The following is an 18,102-nucleotide window of genomic DNA, read 5'->3' as shown; positions in this document are numbered from 1 at the left end:
TTAATCACAGAACACACTAACCAACAAATTGTAGGAGGAATAATATGTATATCGCTAGTCCTGAACGCTATGACACTATGAAATATAACCGCACCGGCCGCAGCGGCCTGCTGCTCCCGGCGATTTCGCTTGGACTCTGGCATAATTTCGGCGGCAACGATGTGTTCGAGAACGGCCGGGCCATGGTCCGCCGCGCTTTCGACCTGGGGATTACCCACTTCGATCTCGCCAATAACTACGGTCCGCCCGCAGGCTCCGCCGAAGAGAGCTTCGGACAGATTCTGAAGAAGGATCTCGCCGCGTACCGCGATGAGCTGATCATCTCCAGCAAAGCCGGCTACTATATGTGGCCCGGCCCGTACGGCGAATGGGGCTCCAAGAAGAATCTCGTATCCAGTCTGGATCAGAGCCTGAAGCGGCTGGGCCTGGATTATGTGGATATCTACTACCACCATCGTCCAGATCCGAATACACCGCTCGAAGAAACCATGTCTGCACTGGATCTGCTTGTACGCCAGGGCAAAGCGCTGTATGTCGGTATTTCGAACTACAAGCCTGAAGAAGCGCGTGAAGCCGCGCAGATTCTCCGCCGTCTCGGCACTCCCTGCCTGATTCATCAGCCGAACTATTCGATGATGTCACGCTGGATCGAAGACGGGCTGCAGGATGTGCTGGCTGAAGAAGGCATCGGCACTATCGCCTTCTCTCCGCTGCAAAAGGGTATCCTGACCGACCGTTACCTGAAAGGCATTACCGCAGATTCCCGTGCAGCCGGACCAAGCGTGTTCCTCTCCGAGAAGGAAATCACGGCCGAGGTGATCGCCAAGGTAAGCAAGCTGAACGATATTGCCGCTGCCCGCGGACAGAAGATGTCACAGCTCGCCTTATCCTGGGTACTCCGCGGCGGCAAAGTGACCTCCGCCCTGATCGGCGCGAGCAAAGTCAGCCAGATCGAAGATGCTGTAGCTTCCCTGAATGCGCCTGAACTCAGCGCAGAAGAGCTGGAGCAGATCGAGAACATTCTGCGCGGATAATCCGGCGTCTGGAAGGCTGAAAGACAACATCTATTCTTACTTATAACGGCAATCCTGCCCGCCCGGCTGACAGCCAGCGGCGGCGGGATTGCCGTTTTGGCGTATCAGGATGATACAATAGACACAATTACAGTAACGAAAGGACGTCAGGTCAGATGAACACTAACCGTTTGGGACAATCTGATTTATATGTAAGCGCCATGGGCCTCGGCTGTATGACGCTGGGGACGGATGAGGTGAAGGCCGCTGCTATTATTCACGAAGCGCTTGATCACGGAATCAATTTCCTGGATACCGCCGATCTCTACGATGAAGGCCGCAATGAGGAAATCGTCGGCCAGGCGATCCGGCACCGCCGTGCAGATGTAATTCTGGCCACCAAAGTGGGCAACCGCAGAATTCCCGGCCAAGAGGGCTGGAGCTGGGATGCTTCCAAAAGCTATATCCGCTCGGCTGTGAAAGAGAGTCTGCGCAGGCTGCAGACTGATTATATCGATCTGTATCAGCTGCACGGGGGAACGCTGGAAGATGAGATTGACGAGACTATCGAAGCTTTTGAAGAGCTGAAGCAGGAAGGGGTAATCCGTCATTACGGGATTTCCTCCATCCGGCCGAATGTCATCCGGGAATATGTGCAGCGCTCGGGAATAGTCAGTGTGATGAGCCAGTACAGCATTCTCGACAGACGCCCGGAGGAGAGCATCCTTCCGCTGCTGGCCCGGGAGGGTATCAGCCTGATTGCGCGGGGACCGCTGGCCAGCGGCACCCTGACAGAACATGGCCGCAGCAAGGCGGAGCGGGCATATCTGGACTATACTGCTGCGGAGCTGTCAGAGCTGCACGGCCAGCTGATGCAGCAGACTACCCTCACCCGTACCTTGACGCAGACAGCGCTGCAGTATCCGCTGGCTGATCCTGCCGTTGCCGCAATTATTCCGGGGGCGAGCAGCCTTGCACAGCTGCGGCAGAATATTGCATCCGCTACCTCACCGCCGCTCTCAGCCCTTGAGCTAGAGACTGTCCGTAAGGTGAGCAAGGCAGGACGGTATACAGTGCACTTGTAGAGTTGAATGATTCCAAAGCGAAAGAAGCTGCCTTTGAAGCTGCAGGAAATCTGCAGTCATTGGACAGCTTCTTTTTCATACCTCCGGGGAACAAGTTTGAATTACAGCGATAAATCCGGTTAACCGTGCTTTCTCTTCTTAACGATCCATATAATCACCGAAGCTGCAAATACCAGGGCAGTAATGAGCCATGTCAGCAAAAAGGCCATACCCAGCCCAATATTCGCATCGAGCGCGTCTCTTCTGCTCTCCAGCACCAGCATCACCGCGAGTGGAGCCCCGCTGGCAATCAGCAGAACCGTCATACTGTAACGGGCAAAGTTCGTCCGTTTGTGAATGGCAGCATACAAGCTTATGAAACCAGCAACCAGAAGTACAAATGTCAGTAAAGCTTCCCAGGTTAGTCTGTCCATCAAATCACACCTTCCATCTTCAAGCTAGCGCTCTATGAATCGCTGGGATAACAGCCAGTATAGCTGCTTTGGGAAGCAGACGCAAATCGTGTCTCGCTTCCAGTTCTAGAGTAAAGGGCTGGATTTAAACCAGCCCCTCCTCATCAAACCGTACGTGAGGTTTTCCCTCATACGGCTTTCCGATGTTTGTCATTCATGGGCATGCAGATTACAACAGCGTTTTTAGTCCATATTGCTTGGCACTATACTTAACTTCAGAAACTGAACTCATCCATCTCCCGCGTTGTCTCTTCTTCGCATACCACCGTGTGAATCTCTGCAAGATATACCAGTCAAGCTTGGCTAACCTCTTCTGGCTGTAGTTCGTGTAATAGTAATTTCTCCATCCTTGAATCTTTGGATTGAGCCATTCCACATGCTCCACGAATGATCTTGAGCGCATACTCGGCGGTGCTAATCTTTCTTTGACCACTCCTCGAATACGTTCCTCTGCCTTCTTTGTTAGCCACTGCTGCGTGGTGTAGTACACCTTCCCTTGAGAAGTCTCTGCTTTCGTTTTTCGGTGGTGCATCCCTAAGAAGTCGAACCCTTCGTCTCCTGTCCATAGGCCTACAATACGGGTTTTGGTTGGATGTAAGGTCAGTTCCAGACGTTCCATGATTCTGCCTATGAGCTCATAGGCATGCTCGGCGTCCTTTTTGGATTTACAGACCACAACAAAGTCGTCTGCATACCTTGTCAGTTCTCCCAATCCACTTCCGTGTTTCTCCCACAGTCGGTCAAAATAGTTCAAGTAGATGTTCGCCAGAAGCGGTGAAATGACGCCACCTTGCGGTGTACCTAAATCGGATCGCCTTACGTTTCCTTCTTCCATGACTCCCGCCTGTAACCACTTCCGTATTACCTTTAGGATCCGCCTGTCATTAATACGCATTTGTACCAATTTCATAAGCTTCTCCTGATTAATATTGTCGAAGTAGCCTTGGATATCGACGTCGACTACCCAATTCCCTTTGCGGTTGCAGGCTTTCCGGATTCGATCTAGCGCTCCTTTTGCACTTCGTTTCGGGCGAAATCCGAAGGATACATCTTCGAAGTCTGCTTCGAAGATGGGTTCAATCACGAGTTTCGTTGCCATCTGCACTACTCGGTCGCGCACGGTGGGTATGCCCAGCGGTCTTGGCTTCCCGTCTTTCTTCGGGATATAGTGCCGTCGTACGGGCTGCGGATGGTAATTGCCTTCTTTCAATGCTCGCTCGCATTCCTTGAGGAACCTTGTTTCTCCTTGTTCCACAATATCTGCAAGCGTCACCTCATCTACTCCGGCCGCTCCCTTATTTGCTTTCACCCGTTTCCAGGCTTCGCACAGCACATCCCACCGATAGACTTTGTCGTACAACGCATGGAATTTACGCTTACTGTTCTCCTTGGCCGCCTGACCTAGCTTTTCTTGGAGTTCTTGAACTTTTTCCTTGGGTGTCGTTAGCCGTTTGGCATTCACTCACTCGTACCTCCTCCAAAAGCATAAACAAAGCAGGGCTCCTTCCCTCCCTAAGGTTATGTTGTCCTTAGGTTCTTCGGTACTATGAGCCCCTCGGACTCCCTTCCCACAGACGGTTCATTTCGTCTTCTGGACTTATAGAGCGCCTCTTTACGGGTTCCTAAAAAAAAAAATCCCGTGTGGGGGAGGGTCTCCCCAGTTCACTGCATTATCTTTCAACCCATGCCGTTCCCTATACGCCGGAGGATTCTTCACTGCTGATCCAAGTTCTGTACAGTTTCCTTGGCCTTCGTCCAGTATAGCGAGACTCGGCATCCTCTCTTCCCCTTCGCAGGGCCTTTTTGACGACGCGGCAGGATTCACTTGATGTTGCGGCCTGGGTTGTTGCTCGCCCGGTCTCTGACCCGTACTTTTGTCGATGCGCTTTTACACACAGATTTCGCCATGCGCAAGCATCCTAGCTACAAAGGTGGCTTGGCCCCTCCTTTGATTGGACTTTCACCAATTAGATAATGCGTGCCTCTGGGCACGCCAATACAAAAAACCGCCTGGTGTCTACACCATAGGCGGTCTTAATATTGAGATCAATGAAACTATAGTTTGGAGATCAATTGTACCGCTTCAGCCCGCGTAGCCTTCTGCAGCGGATTAAATTTGTTGCCGCCTTGTCCCAGGATCAGCCCAAGCTTCCGGGCAGCGCTGGCATACGGCCGCGCCCAGGCAGTGATGGAACAAATCCGTCATCCGCCAAAAAACGTTGTAATATACACCATCGCCAGCAATCCAAATATAAACGAATAAGTCGAAGGCCGCTCATATCCATGGCCGTGGCTCTCAGGGATCAGCTCCTTATAGACAATGAAGAGCATCGCTCCGGCTGCGAAGGCCAGCCCGTAACCAACTACATTCTGCACATAGCTGGCTGTAAAATAACCGATGACCGCCGACACCATCTCCATGAGGCCGGTCAGGGCGGCAATAGTCAATGCCTTGCGCCGGGTCGCACGGGCATTCATCAGAAATATTGCCAGGATCAGGCCTTCCGGCATATTCTGGGCACCGATCGCAATAGCTACCATGGGCCCCAGGCTCGCCTGCTCACTGGCATAGCTGAAGCCGGTACTCAGACCCTCGGGAATATTATGAATGAACAGCGCGATCATCACGAGCAGCGCTTTGGAATCCAGATTGCTGAGACCGGGCTTGTTCTCCACATCAATATGCGGAATATGGCTCTCGATCAGATCAAGCAGAAGCACCCCGGTAATCAGACCCAGAGTAAGAGCGATGATTCCCGACTCTTTGATCGCCTGCGGCATCAGTCCGAAGGTGGTCGCGGACACCATAATTCCGGCGGTAAAGGCAACCAGCACATCCTTCCACAGCTCAGACAGCCGCTTCACGAACAGGATGGGAATCACGCCAAGAACCGTAGCCATTGCAGATAAAAAGCTGCCTAGAAACGCACTCGCCAAGTCTTCAACCCCTTTTGTGGACAGGACTTATAGACAAGCTTATGCTTCCGGCAGCCTTAAATATAACCAGAATTTCACTATTACGTATTATCCCGGTTTACAAAAACATTTACATAATAACGCAATTAATTAAATCAAATATCCTATTTTTATACAAAATACTACTTTTTACTCCAAAAAAACTAATATTTCATAGACATTCTTCGTCATTCAATAGTAGTATTTAACATTCAAAGGAGGTTCCTTTACATAACATTTACCTTTCCTAATTAGACTTTAATGAAAGCTGGTGTCAAGAATTGAAGAGTAAAAACAGGCTACGCCGAAACACGCTTATTATATTGCTATGTATTTGTATGAATCTCATGTCTTTGGGCCAATCATTCGCTGCTTCCAGTGCTCATGATACTTCCGGAGCTACCGTTGTGGGCAAAGACGCAGCCGGCCATTGGGCGGAGGGTGTCCTTACGGAATGGCAGCAGCAAGGATTGCTTACCGGCTATCAGGATGGATCTCTTCAGCCTGACCACCAAATTACCCGTGCCGAATTCACAGCATTGATCAACAAATCCTTTGGTTATACGAATACAGCAGCAATCACCTATGCGGATGTCAAATCATCCAGCTGGTTTTATACGGATATTACCAAAGCTGCTGCTGCAGGATACATAATGGGATACCCGGATCAGACCTTCAGACCCAATCAGTCACTTTCCCGTGAAGAAATGGCGGTCATTGTAAGTTCTGTCCTTAAGCTGAACGCAGTGGATATGGCCGCTTCATTTACGGATACGGCTGCAGGCCATGAGTGGAGCAAGAAGCAGATTAACGCCATTGCTGCAGCAGGCCTTATGAACGGTTATGGTCAAAAATTCAGACCGCTCGCTACGGCTACCCGGGCAGAAGCTGTCAGTGTGCTGGACCGGGCCTTGAAACTCCAAACGTCCTCTTCCGCTAATACAATCGTTTACGATAAAGCAGGTAACTATGGACCTGAGACAGGCGTTGTCACAGTCAACGGCTCTGTGTATATTGAAGCGTCCGAAGTTGTGCTGAGCAATACCATCATCACAGGTGATCTGGTGATCAGCGAAGCTGTAGGCAAAGGTGATGTGACCCTGAAGAATGTCACGGTTAAGGGTACCACTACCATTGCAGGCGGCGGAAAGAACAGTATCCATGTAGTGGATTCAGTGCTTGTAACCGTCATTGTCAATAAGAAGGACGGCAGTATCCGAATTGTCACCGAAGGTACCAGCTCGGTTGAACAGATTACTCTGCAATCAGGTGCACTGCTTGAAGAAGGCAGCGGAACCGGCAGCGGCTTCGGTAATATCGATCTCTCCGCAGCTATTCCGGCGAGTGCAGAAGTAGCTTTGGCCGGAACCTTTGAGACGGTAGATATATTCGCTACCGCTATTAAGGTCAACCTGACCTCGGGCTCCATCGGGCAGCTCACGCTTGCTCCAGGTGCCGCAAATACAAGAATTGATATCGCTAGCGGAGCAAGTATCAATACGCTGATTCTAAATGCTGTTGCCTCAGTAACCGGAAAAGGCTCCATTGGCACTGCCTTGATTAATGCCAGCGGCTCGACCATCGCCCAGACTCCGGGACATGTGAGCTACGGCAATAATGCTTCAGCTGTTGTTGGCGCTCCGGTAGTGTCCGGAAACAGCAGCAATTCACACGCAGTAACCGAGGTGGTCTACGGATTCGAAGGTTATATCTCGGATGTGGACAATCACCCGGTAGCGGATATGACTATCCATTTCCGTAAAGGTCTTGCAGCGACAACCGGAACCATTGCCGCCAGCGTGATTACGGATGCGGAAGGCAAGTATTTTGCCAATCTGGCTCCCGGCATCTATACCGGAGAGTTATCAAAAGCAGGATATATTACTACTTACGTGATTGGCGCTTCGTTGACGACCCATAAGAACACTGAACAGAATGCTACAGCTATAAAAATTCCGGCTGCCGACGAAATCCGGATTGTTCTCACCTGGGGCGAGTATCCGTATGATGAAGATTCGCATCTGATTGGGCCTGCACCTGGCAACCAATCCTTCCATACCTGGTACGGTGACAGAGAATTCTCCAATAATGATGTAGTGTATGCCGATCTGGATCATGATGATACCTCTTCATACGGTCCGGAGACTACTACCATCCGCAAACGTGTCGACGGCAAATATACGTTCTACGTCCACAACTTTAGCGGAAACGGAGCAGATCATACGCAAACCTTAGCTGCTTCCGGAGCCAAAGTAGAAATCTACAACGGCAGCAACGCAACACCGGTAAAAACTTACCATATCCCTGTTGCAGACAGCACCGATGAATACTGGCATGTGTTTGATATGAATGTTGCAGGCAGTGAGCTGAGCTTCACAGACACGAACATGTTGACAGTGAATCCCCCTTATGTTGAGGTTGATGTGAGTCCTACGCCTAATACCTACAACCTTTCTGTGGAGAATCATGTCGGTACCAACGACATTGTAAATGTTTATGGACTTGAGCCAGGAGATGTGATCTCTGTGTACTCAGAAGAGGGTGGAACAGCTGAACCATTGCAGACTGCAACAGTGTATGGTGAATCAACCAGTATTAGAATGACAGGACTTGATTTCGGAAAAGAGTATACCACTATCTATATTTCCCTGAAAAAGCCGAATCGTACTGAAAGCTATGCGATTCCTATCCCGGTGCTCTCCGAAGCATCTTATGCAGAACTGGCTACAACCATCGCCGGCAACTTCAAGGACCGGGTACTTCCCGGCACAATGACTGTTGGCCAAACGGTCTATATGGCTGATCCAGCGTTCGAGTGGCCTAGAGATTTTGATGTTAGAATTATGGATTTCCAAGCTCCATCTACCGTTACTGATGATGTATATCTACTTAGAGACTATTATTTATGGTACATGGATTATAACGGAACTGCAGAGCCGGTGAAATATAGTATTACGTTGGAGTTGAAACTCGACAGTTCTGCAGTTACCAAAGAAATCTTCATTACAGTTCCAAGCGTATTCACTGCGCTGCCTGAAACCATTGCCTATGCACGAACTCTGAATGACGATCGCCTTGCCGATCCTCTAACTGCCGCAGAAGTAGTTGTAAGCAATCCTGAAGCAACGGCCGAGCAATACATTCAGGCAATAAAAGATCTACATTGGATTTTCAGTTTAATTGCTAACGAAGAAGAATAGATCACGCAGCAGCCCAATTTAACATGTATGTTAAATTATATTTCCACACCAAATAGCCAGGCTTTCTATAGCCTGGCTATTTGGCATTCATTTGTCCAATTGCCTGACATCAATCTGACTACCTGGACTCCACCGTTCTATCATTAATCTATCCATTCCTCCCTTTACTTCGCCCACTTCTCAAACAACCGGTCTACCCGTCCTCCGATGGCTGCCTCGGATACTGCCTTGATCTTTCCTTGTTCAAAAACCACCTTCCCGCCAACGACTACTGTCCGGATCGCTCCCGGCTGCATGGCATAGACCATGTTCGCGAACAATTCCCGCTTCGGAGCCAGCGACAGATCCTGAAGGTCGAGCGCCGCGAAGTCGGCGTGCTGCCCGGTTTCGAGCGAACCCACCGGCAGCTGCAGAATCTCCCCGGCACTCCGGGTGCCCATCCGGTACACCTGTCCGGCGGTGATGCAGGTACCGTCCAGCCGGCTGACCTTCTGCAGAAGCGCACACATGCGCATCTCCTCATACACGCTGATCCGGTTATTGCTGCAGCCTCCGTCAGTCCCGAGTGTCACTCTGACGCCTGCCTTCAGCAGGTCGGGAATGCGGGTCACCCCGTCAGCCAGAAACATATTACTGGACGGACAGTATGCCAGCGACCCGCGTCTTGCGCCAATCAGTTCAATCTCAGAATCCTCCACCCAGACCAGATGAACCGCAATCATCCGCTCATCGAGAACGCCCAGGGAATCCAGATAATACACAGGCCGCAGGCCATAGTCACGCTGGATCTCTTCTACCTCGAACATTTCTTCTGCCACATGGATGTGAAAAGGTGTATCCAGCTCCATGGCCAGCTTATGCCCGGCCTTAATCATCTCCGGTGAAGCCGCATGCGGGCTATGCGGAGCCGGATGTACCGTAACCATGGGATTACCCTGATACTTCTTGGCTAATGACCTCGTCCGCTCTACAGCCTCCGGAACCGTCTCCCGGTAAGCCAGCGGTGCCCCGGTCCAGTCATACATCGTGCGGGCAAATACAAGCCGGATTCCCAGATCACCCGCGGCCCGGATCACAGCTTCATCGTAGACAGTTCCGCCGTTATGCACATAGAAGAAATCACAGACGGTCGTGATTCCGTAGCGCAGCATCTCTCCGAAGGCAAGCAGCGCGCCGGTATAGATGGCCTCTTCATCGAGAAGCGGTGTGTACTTGTACAGGGCCTGATCCCGCCAATCCAGAAACGGCTTATCAATCGCGATCCCGCGCAGCAGACTCTGGAAGGAGTGATTATGTGAATTGACGGTACCGGGAACGATAGCTCTGTTCTCCCAGTGGATGTGCCTGGCATCGGGATAGCGGCCCAGCAGCTCTTCACGTTCTCCCACATCCGTAATTATCCCGTTCTCCACCAGCAGAGCGCCATTCTTCTTGAATTCGTCCTGCGTGTACAGAACATCTGCAGAATATATTTCGCGCATGGTTTGGTCCTCCTAACGGCTTAGTTGCTCATCGAGTGCCAGAATAGACTGCAGCAGGACATTGCCCGCCTTCTCAATATCCGCTATCCGGCTCTCTTCCTCCGGGCAATGGCTTTTGCCGCCCAGACTCGGTACGAAGAGCATTCCCGCGCAGGTCAGCGAAGCCATATGCGTAGCATCATGACCAGCCATGCTGCCCAGCTGCAGAACCGGAATCCCCAGCGCTTCTGCCTGCGCAGCACTCACATCAATGACCCGTGCATCCATTGGCTGCGGCGCCTGATCCAGAATCAGCCGCCGCTCCAGCCGGAGGGCTCTGCTTCGGGCAATCCCCTCAGCCTGCTGGCTCCAGTCCCCTATCATCTCCTGAATCTGCTGGCGGTCCGCTCCCCTGGCCTCCAGGTGGAAGAGTACCTTCTCCGGAATAATATTGGCGGCATTCGGTTCATTGCTGATCCGCCCGATCGTGCCCACGGCTTCATCCGCCGGCTGCTTCCGGCAGACCGCTTCGAACGCCAGCATCATCTCGGAAGCGCCCATCAGCGCATCCTTCCGGTCCTGCATCAAGGTGGTACCGGCATGATTCGCTTCCCCCGTGACGGTAATCTCCTCGCGGTAAATTCCCGTGATGGCGGTGACGATTCCCACTGGAATGCCCCGGTCCAGCAGCCGCTTACCTTGCTCAATATGGACTTCGAGAAAAGCCGCAAGCGCCTCGGGGTCCCTCCGGCATTGTTCGAAATGCTCAGGATCGCCGCCTGCCCGCCGCAGCGCCTCCGTCAGCAGCTGCCCCTGATCATTGCGCACTCCGGCAAGATCATCCTGTCTGAGCTTGCCCGAGACTGCCCGGCTGCCAAACGTAGACAGTCCGAACGGGTTCGGCTCCTCCGCGCTGAAGGAAACCAGCTCCAGCGGATGACGGGTGTTGATCTTGTTCTCTTCCAGTACTGTCATAACCTCCAGAGCCAGCAGAACGCCAAGCGCACCGTCATATTTCCCGCCGTTTGGAACCGTATCGATGTGGGAGCCAAATGCGATCACCGGAAGGCTCTCCCGTGCTCTGCCGGAAGCACAGGAACCGCCGGCAGCTACGGAATTTCCTGACGGATCGGAAATCCTCTGCCCATCCGGAACTCCTGAAACCTCTAAGTCTTCCGGAGCCTCTGGACACTCCATAACATCCGAATCTCCGGATATAGTCCCCTGTCCCGTTCCCCTCCGGGTGGCCCAGATATTCGCCGCTTCATCTACCCTGACCCTAAGCTGCAGATCCAGCAGCTTACTCTTGAGCCACTGCCGGGCGGCCAGCTCGGCCTCAGTGAAGGTCGTCCGGTCCAGCCCTCCGGTCTGCTCATTCAGGCCGAACTTGGCCAGCTCCCGGATGTTATTCTGCAGACGTTCCGCATTAATCCGCAAGGCTCTCATCACCATACCCTCCTTCCGTTCTGAATGACTGCCTCACCCTTCTTGAACACGGTATCCACCAGATTCACCGCATAATGGTATTGGAGGTAGAGAACATTCGGCGCATCGAACATTACCAGATCTGCCTGTTTGCCAACCTCAATGCTGCCGATCACATCCGCACAGCAGATCGCATGTGCCGCGTTGATTGTACAGGCCGTCAGCACCTCCGCCGGAGTCATGCCCATCGTCAGGCAGGCCAGATTCATAATAAACGGCAGCGATTCCGTCGGGGAAGAGCCTGGATTGCGGTCGGTCGACAGCGCAACAGGCACACCGGCATTAATCAACGCCCGCGCATCCGCAGGCTTCGCCATCAGGAAGAAGGCTGTGCCCGGAAGCAATACGGCGATTACTCCGCTCTCCGCCATCGCCTGTATGCCAGCTTCGGAAGCATGCAGCAGATGATCCGCTGTCACTGCCCCCAGCTCGGCGGCCAGCTCCGCTCCTCCGCAGGAGACAATCTCATCGGCATGGAGCTTGGGCTTCAGCCCCCAGCTCCGGCCTGCCTCCAGAATGTCCCTGGACTGCTCCACCGTGAATACTCCCTCTTCGCAGAACACATCACAGAACTCCGCCAGCCCCTCCCGGGCCACAGCCGGAATCATCTCTTCAATCACACTGCGGACATATCCATCCGCATCGCCGCGATATTCCACCGGCACGGCATGCGCGCCCATGAATGTGGACACCACATCCACCGGATGGGAAGCATCCAGCCTCCGGGCCGCCCGCAGCTGCTTCAGCTCATCCTCCAGCCGCAATCCGTATCCGCTCTTGGCTTCGATGGTGGTAACCCCATGCGCCAGGAAACGGTCCAGCCGCTTCAAGGTTTCGGCGATCAGCTGTTCCTCCGTAGCTTCCCGGGTCCGTTCGGTGGAATACAGAATTCCACCTCCGGCATTTAGAATGTCCATATATTTAGCGCCCTGCAGCCGCAGATTCAGCTCAAACTCCCGGGAGCCGGCAAAAACGGCATGGGTATGGGGATCGACCAGCCCCGGCGCAACAGTCTTTCCTTCCGCTGAGAACACCGTCACCTGCTTATCTCCGGCATGCTGCTCCACATAGCTGCGCGCATCCTCATCACTGCCGACGAAGGTGAAGATACCGTCTTCAATCACGATTCCCCCATGCCCGATTAGCCCGAGCTCCTCCATCTCCTTGCCCGTCTTCGGCTTATTACTGGCACCGCCAAGCGTCGCGATTTGCGCAGCGTTCTGAATATAGATCATCACTTGACTCCTTTCGGGTCAATCAGCATGGGCATCACAATGCCTTGCGCCTTGGCTGTCTCCACAGCCAGGGGATAACCCGCATCCGCATGGCGGACTACGCCCATCCCCGGATCTGAGGTCAGCACCCGTTCAAGCCGTGCTTCCGCTTCCTTCGTTCCATCCGCCACCACGACCATTCCGGCATGCTGCGAATAGCCCATGCCGACGCCTCCGCCGTGGTGCAGCGATACCCAGCTGGCACCGGCAGCGGTATTGACCAGCGCATTCAACAGCGGCCAATCCGATACCGCATCACTGCCGTCACGCATCGCTTCCGTCTCCCGGTTGGGGGAAGCGACAGAGCCTGCGTCGAGATGATCCCTGCCGATAACAATCGGCGCAGACAGCTCTCCGGCTGCCACCATATCATTGATAATCCGCCCGAACTTCGCCCGTTCACCGTAGCCGAGCCAGCAAATCCGTGCAGGCAGCCCCTGGAAGGAGATCTTCTCCTGCGCCAGAGTAATCCAGCGCTGCAGCCCTTCGTTATCCGGGAATGCCTTCAGAATAGCCGCATCCGTCTTATAGATATCTTCAGGATCGCCCGACAGGGCGACCCAGCGGAACGGTCCTTTGCCTTCGCAGAATTGCGGGCGGATGTAGGCCGGGACGAAGCCCGGGAAGTCAAAAGCCTGCTTCACGCCTTCATCATAGGCGACCTGGCGGATATTATTGCCGTAATCGAAGGTAACCGCCCCCCTCCGCTTAAGCTCCAGCATCGCTTCGACGTGGCGGGCGATACTCTTTCGCGCCAATTGTATATATCCCTGCGGGTCCTCAATTCTTAGCTGCTTAGCCGTATCCACCGTGAAGCCTTCCGGCACATAGCCGTTCAGCGGATCATGGGCCGAGGTCTGGTCGGTCAGAATATCCGGGACATAGCCCCGGGATATCATCACCGGCAGTACTTCTGCCGCATTGCCGAGCAGGCCCACCGAAAGTGCCCGCCCGGTGTCCCGGGCTGCATCAGCCAGCGACAGCGCCTCATCCAGCGTTTCGGCCAGCACATCGCAGTAGCGGGACTGGATTCTTTTCTCAATCCGCGTCCGGTCCACATCGATGCCGATGAATACCCCGCCGTTCATGGTGACGGCCAGCGGCTGCGCGCCTCCCATGCCGCCGAGTCCTGCGCTAAGTGTGATCGTCCCCTGCAGCGAACCGCCGAAATGCTGCCTCGCACACTCCGCGAACGTCTCATAGGTCCCCTGCACAATCCCCTGCGTACCGATATAAATCCAGCTGCCCGCCGTCATCTGCCCGTACATCATCAGCCCTTTCTGGTCCAGCTCATGGAAGGTACTCCAGTTGGCCCAGGCCGGCACCAGATTGGAATTGGCCAGCAGCACACGCGGGGCATCACGATGGGTGCGGAAGACAGTAACCGGCTTGCCGGACTGTATCAGCAGAGTTTCGTTGTCCTCGAGCATCTTAAGGGAGCGCACAATAGCATCATAGCTCTCCCAGTTGCGCGCGGCCTTGCCGATCCCGCCATAGACAACCAATTGCTCCGGGTGCTCCGCCACCTCGGGATCGAGATTATTCATCAGCATGCGCAGCGCCGCTTCCTGCACCCAGCCCTTGGTGTTCAGCACGCTGCCTCTTGGCGCGCGGCAGACTCTTGGTTCATCCATATTCATATTCTTAACTCCCCTTCCTCCATTGAACATGCTGATCATGCCGGGAATCCTGTGACTGCTTAAGCTGCAGATAACTCCCCTTCCAGCGGCAAACTTTCATACGTGGTTGAATGCAGCGTTATCCCGCAAGGTAGCGAATTACATTTTCGATTAAAATTCCTGCACAAAATACAACATTCCCTTCATCAAATCGGCCGTAACCGGAAATTGTTGTAGAAAATACAGCATTCCGCCTCTTCCAACCGGCTTAGCGGGAGAATTGTTGTATTCCATACAACAATCCCCCTGAACACCCGGGTATCCAGGTATCAAAATTGCAAAATTTACAACAATTATGCCTATTGCGGCTGAACTAAAGTTCTCAGCCGGCTTCCAGACATGAACTCCGAGCAAACTGTTACATTACCGCCCCATTGCTTCGTTTAAAACTCGCCAAAAGGCTTGATCGGCCGAACCCCGTCCTCCAGTAACTAACCGGTTAGCGGAATCGAATGTTTCTGCTTGCCCTTGATCAGGAATGAAACGGAACCAGTGCGAACAGCTCCTCCAGCACATCCGCTTCCTTCATCCACTCGGCGATGGTGGCGAAATCACCGGACAGGACCCGGTCCCCGTCCACGAACGGGACCAGCTCCCGGCAGCGGTCATACAGCCATTTCGTGCCCGCCCCGAGCAGCTCCGGCCCCCGAAAATCGGCAGCCTGCGCCCCGCAGAGCAGCTCGATCGCCAGCACCGCATAGGCATTGTCGACGATCTGCTTCGCCTTCCGGGCGGCGATCGTGCCCATGCTTACATGATCCTCCTGATTGCCGGAGGAGGGGATCGAATCCACACTGGCCGGATGAGCCAGTGATTTATTCTCGGACACCACAGACGCCGCCGCATACTGGGCGATCATGAACCCGGACTGCAGCCCCCCGTTCTTCGTCAGGAACGGGGGCAGCCCCTCGTTCAGCTGCGGATTAACCATCCGCTCGATCCGCCGCTCGGCAATATCCGCCAGCTCCGCCGCGCTGATGGACAGATGATCCATCGGCAGCGCAACCGGCTGCCCGTGGAAGTTCCCGCCCGAGATTACCTTGTCTTCATCCGCGAAGATCAGCGGATTGTCTGTGGCCGAGTTGATCTCAATCTCCAGCTTCTCTGCGATGTACGCCAGCGCATCACGGCTTGCGCCGTGAACCTGCGGCGCGCAGCGCAGCGAATAGGCGTCCTGCACCCGCACTTCCCCCTGATTAGTCATCAGCTTACTGCCGGCTGTCAGATTGCGGATATTATCGGCCGCCTGGCGCTGGCCTTGATGCGGACGAACCGCATGCGTTGCCGGGTCGAACGCATCCCGGACTGCCCGCAGCGCCTCGCAGGTCAATGCGGCCGTGCAGTCGGCCCAATTGGCCAGATTCAGCGCATCCCGGCAGGCCAGCGTGCCGACAGCGGTCATCACCTGTGTTCCGTTGATCAGGGCCAGCCCCTCCTTGGCCGCAAGGACAATTGGCGCTAGCCCCGCCTTGGCCAGCGCCTGAGCACCAGGCATCCGTATACTCTGATAATAGGCTTCGCCTTCGCCGATCAGAACCAGTACCATATGCGACAAGGGAGCAAGGTCACCGCTTGCGCCCAGGGAGCCTTTCTCCGGAATCACCGGAACTACGCCCCGGTTAAGCATCTCCACCATCAGCCGGATCACCTCCAGACGGATGCCGGAATAACCAAGGGATAAGGCGTTTATCCGCAGCAGCAATATTGCGCGCACAGCCTCCTCCGGGAACGGCTCGCCAATTCCGCAGCAGTGGCTGCGGATCAGATTAAGCTGCAGCTGCTTCGTATCCTCCGGCGAGATGTACGTATCACTGAATTTGCCGAAGCCGGTCGTGAGGCCGTACACCACTTTTTTCTCCAGCAGGAGCTTCTCTACATATTGGCGGGTACGGTCCACCTTGCGGCAGCTCTCCTCGCTCAGGTCCACCATCCGATAATACCGGGCCACCTTAACAACTTCCTCAATGGTTAATGTATTGCCGTGGATCATGACGGTTTGATTGTCAATGTTGGGCATATGCCTCACCTGCTTCCCGGGTAATAGAAAAAGCCCATACCCTAATAGAGGTACCGGCTTCTATATCACTAATCGCTATATTACGGCTAATAATCCCTAGATATGATTGAATCCAAATCCTACCGCTTCATGCTCCACGCTGCCGGACATCTTCCCCCATACTGAAGCCGATGCTTCTCCCATGCCGGAGATCTCATCTTTTCTTGACGTTATATAATATGCCTTACACTCGCTAATCATGAATAATCCCCATTAAAAACAAGTTAGGGCAGTCCCCCAGAGCCGGAAGCCTGCCCTAATACATATGATATTCCGTCCTGAAGTCAGCCTTCATCCGGAGTTAACCTCGGCTCTCCCGCTCAAACTGCTCTAAATACCGCCCAAGCCCTTTCTCCGCAAGCTCATTCTTCGGAATAAAACGCAGTGCGGCGGAATTCACCCGGTAATGCAGCTTCGCCGGCTCCGGGCCATCGTAGGATAAATCCCCCAGATAAGCCCCGCTCAGCCTGCTGCGCAGCACCGTCCGTACTTCACCGCTGCCGTAGTCCGCTTCTCGGCGGATCAGCCCCTCTTCCACCGGCTTGGTGAATCCGGGCCAGCCGGTGCCGGCATCGAATTTGTCCGTGGAGCTGAATAGCGGATCACCGCTGATCATATCGGCGTAGATCCCTTCCCCGAAGTGGTTCCAATACTCGTTCTGATACGGCGGCTCCATAGCCTTCTTCTGGGTGACCTCATATTGCAGCTCTGTCAGCTGCTTCAGCAGCTGCTTCTTGTCTTCGCGGCTATTCCAGTGCAGCTCCGTGAAATCATCACGGCCTGAACCCTTCTGGTACAGCTTGTAGTCCAGCGGATGGGTTCTATAATAATGCTGATGCTCCGCTTCCGCCGGATAGAAGGCTGCTGCCGGCAGAATTTCCGTCACAATCGGTGCTTTGAACCGCTTGCTGGCCTGAAGCGCCGCCTTCGACAGCTCCGCCTTCTGCCGCTGCTCTTCACTGTGTACAAAAATCGCCGCCTCGTAAGCACGCCCCCGGTCCATAAATTGCCCGCCGCCGTCTGTCGGATCAATCAGCTGCCAATAAATGTCCAGCAGACGTTCATAAGAGAAACGTTCCGGGTCAAAGGTGATCTGCACCGCCTCCCTATGCCCTGTAGCTTCTCTTCCTAATGCCTCGTAGGTAGGATTCTCCGTATGTCCTCCCGTGTAACCGGATACCACCGAGATTATACCCGGCAGCTCGTCGAACGGCTTGACCATACACCAAAAGCAGCCGCCGGCGAAGGTGGCCACCTGGAGTGTATTGTTAGTAGTCAACCAGACCGCCTCCTTGTACTCTTTTCCCCTATTATATATGAATATCCTTTTTCACGAGAGCGGAATACGCTGTGAATGCTCCATACTTCCCCGGGAGATCCCTTCCGTTGGCCAGCCCGTCCAGCACAAGAATAGCTATGATGTGAATCTGTGTCTCTCTGGGC

Annotated in this window: 14 protein-coding genes; 3 read left to right on the top strand and 11 right to left on the bottom strand. The window is 53.9% G+C overall.

The features are described 5' to 3' along the window. Positions 1 to 44: 44 nt before the first annotated feature. Positions 45 to 1,034, top strand: coding sequence for an aldo/keto reductase (locus tag P40081_RS06055; RefSeq protein ID WP_039302057.1), 990 nt, complete (start codon positions 45 to 47; stop codon positions 1,032 to 1,034). Positions 1,035 to 1,189: 155 nt separating this feature from the next. Beyond that, positions 1,190 to 2,098 carry an aldo/keto reductase gene (locus P40081_RS06050; protein WP_042134083.1) on the top strand — a complete coding sequence of 303 codons (909 nt, stop codon included), beginning with the start codon at positions 1,190 to 1,192 and terminating at the stop codon, positions 2,096 to 2,098. A gap of 119 nt (positions 2,099 to 2,217) precedes the next feature. On the opposite strand, the gene P40081_RS06045 is transcribed toward P40081_RS06050, so the two are convergent. The 4 genes from P40081_RS06045 to P40081_RS06035 form a co-directional block, all read right to left on the bottom strand. Continuing rightward, a complete protein-coding gene (locus P40081_RS06045) occupies positions 2,218 to 2,511 on the bottom strand; it encodes a hypothetical protein (RefSeq protein ID WP_042134081.1) in 294 nt (97 codons plus the stop codon). 208 nt (positions 2,512 to 2,719) lie between these two features. Further along, the gene (gene ltrA / locus P40081_RS06040; protein ID WP_042132671.1) at positions 2,720 to 4,012 is read right to left on the bottom strand and encodes a group II intron reverse transcriptase/maturase; all 1,293 of its coding nucleotides are present in this window, start codon (positions 4,010 to 4,012) and stop codon (positions 2,720 to 2,722) included. 593 nt (positions 4,013 to 4,605) lie between these two features. Further along, positions 4,606 to 4,740 carry an S-layer homology domain-containing protein gene (locus tag P40081_RS40000; protein ID WP_371916258.1) on the bottom strand — a complete coding sequence of 45 codons (135 nt, stop codon included), beginning with the start codon at positions 4,738 to 4,740 and terminating at the stop codon, positions 4,606 to 4,608. Between the two features lie 12 nt (positions 4,741 to 4,752). After that, positions 4,753 to 5,487 (bottom strand): ZIP family metal transporter, encoded by a 735-nt coding sequence (locus tag P40081_RS06035; RefSeq protein WP_081969841.1) that lies wholly within the window; start codon positions 5,485 to 5,487, stop codon positions 4,753 to 4,755. 425 nt (positions 5,488 to 5,912) lie between these two features. On the opposite strand from P40081_RS06035, the gene P40081_RS36205 reads away from it, so the two are divergent. Next, the gene (locus P40081_RS36205; RefSeq protein ID WP_052421690.1) at positions 5,913 to 8,705 is read left to right on the top strand and encodes an S-layer homology domain-containing protein; all 2,793 of its coding nucleotides are present in this window, start codon (positions 5,913 to 5,915) and stop codon (positions 8,703 to 8,705) included. 164 nt (positions 8,706 to 8,869) lie between these two features. Here the strand turns inward: P40081_RS36205 and P40081_RS06025 are convergent, their stop codons facing one another. The 7 genes from P40081_RS06025 to msrA form a co-directional block, all read right to left on the bottom strand. Further along, positions 8,870 to 10,186, bottom strand: a complete 1,317-nt coding sequence (locus tag P40081_RS06025) for an amidohydrolase family protein (RefSeq protein ID WP_042134079.1) — start codon at positions 10,184 to 10,186, stop codon at positions 8,870 to 8,872. A gap of 12 nt (positions 10,187 to 10,198) precedes the next feature. Then, a complete protein-coding gene (locus P40081_RS06020; RefSeq protein ID WP_081969839.1) occupies positions 10,199 to 11,611 on the bottom strand; it encodes a Zn-dependent hydrolase in 1,413 nt (470 codons plus the stop codon). Beyond that, complete coding sequence (gene hutI / locus P40081_RS06015) at positions 11,611 to 12,885, bottom strand: imidazolonepropionase (RefSeq protein WP_042134075.1); 1,275 nt, start codon at positions 12,883 to 12,885, stop codon at positions 11,611 to 11,613. Before hutI ends, P40081_RS06020 begins: the two co-directional genes overlap by 1 nt. Continuing rightward, positions 12,885 to 14,564, bottom strand: a complete 1,680-nt coding sequence (gene hutU / locus P40081_RS06010; protein WP_156118542.1) for a urocanate hydratase — start codon at positions 14,562 to 14,564, stop codon at positions 12,885 to 12,887. Before hutU ends, hutI begins: the two co-directional genes overlap by 1 nt. 511 nt (positions 14,565 to 15,075) lie before the next feature. Further along, positions 15,076 to 16,620 carry a histidine ammonia-lyase gene (gene hutH / locus P40081_RS06005; RefSeq protein ID WP_042134072.1) on the bottom strand — a complete coding sequence of 515 codons (1,545 nt, stop codon included), beginning with the start codon at positions 16,618 to 16,620 and terminating at the stop codon, positions 15,076 to 15,078. A 96-nt stretch (positions 16,621 to 16,716) separates the two neighbouring features. Beyond that, positions 16,717 to 16,860 (bottom strand): hypothetical protein, encoded by a 144-nt coding sequence (locus P40081_RS38265; RefSeq protein ID WP_156118541.1) that lies wholly within the window; start codon positions 16,858 to 16,860, stop codon positions 16,717 to 16,719. Between the two features lie 100 nt (positions 16,861 to 16,960). Continuing rightward, positions 16,961 to 17,938, bottom strand: coding sequence for a peptide-methionine (S)-S-oxide reductase MsrA (gene msrA / locus P40081_RS06000; protein WP_081969838.1), 978 nt, complete (start codon positions 17,936 to 17,938; stop codon positions 16,961 to 16,963). Between the last annotated feature and the right edge of the window lie 164 nt (positions 17,939 to 18,102).

Source organism: Paenibacillus sp. FSL P4-0081 (assembly GCF_000758565.1).
GTDB lineage: Bacteria > Bacillota > Bacilli > Paenibacillales > Paenibacillaceae > Paenibacillus_AQ > Paenibacillus_AQ phytohabitans.
Note: the sequence above shows the minus strand (reverse complement) of the source record. Positions and strands in the feature narration are given on the sequence as shown.

Bases quoted from the DNA above. Each gene is read 5' to 3' on its own strand.
- P40081_RS06055 (WP_039302057.1), top strand. From the start codon at position 45: ATGTATATCGCTAGTCCTGAACGCTATGACACTATGAAATATAACCGC.
- P40081_RS06050 (WP_042134083.1), top strand. From the start codon at position 1,190: ATGAACACTAACCGTTTGGGACAATCTGATTTATATGTAAGCGCCATG.
- P40081_RS06045 (WP_042134081.1), bottom strand. From the start codon at position 2,511: ATGGACAGACTAACCTGGGAAGCTTTACTGACATTTGTACTTCTGGTT.
- P40081_RS06025 (WP_042134079.1), bottom strand. From the start codon at position 10,186: ATGCGCGAAATATATTCTGCAGATGTTCTGTACACGCAGGACGAATTC.
- P40081_RS06020 (WP_081969839.1), bottom strand. From the start codon at position 11,611: ATGAGAGCCTTGCGGATTAATGCGGAACGTCTGCAGAATAACATCCGG.
- hutI (WP_042134075.1), bottom strand. From the start codon at position 12,885: ATGATCTATATTCAGAACGCTGCGCAAATCGCGACGCTTGGCGGTGCC.
- hutU (WP_156118542.1), bottom strand. From the start codon at position 14,564: ATGAATATGGATGAACCAAGAGTCTGCCGCGCGCCAAGAGGCAGCGTG.
- hutH (WP_042134072.1), bottom strand. From the start codon at position 16,620: ATGCCCAACATTGACAATCAAACCGTCATGATCCACGGCAATACATTA.
- P40081_RS38265 (WP_156118541.1), bottom strand. From the start codon at position 16,860: ATGATTAGCGAGTGTAAGGCATATTATATAACGTCAAGAAAAGATGAG.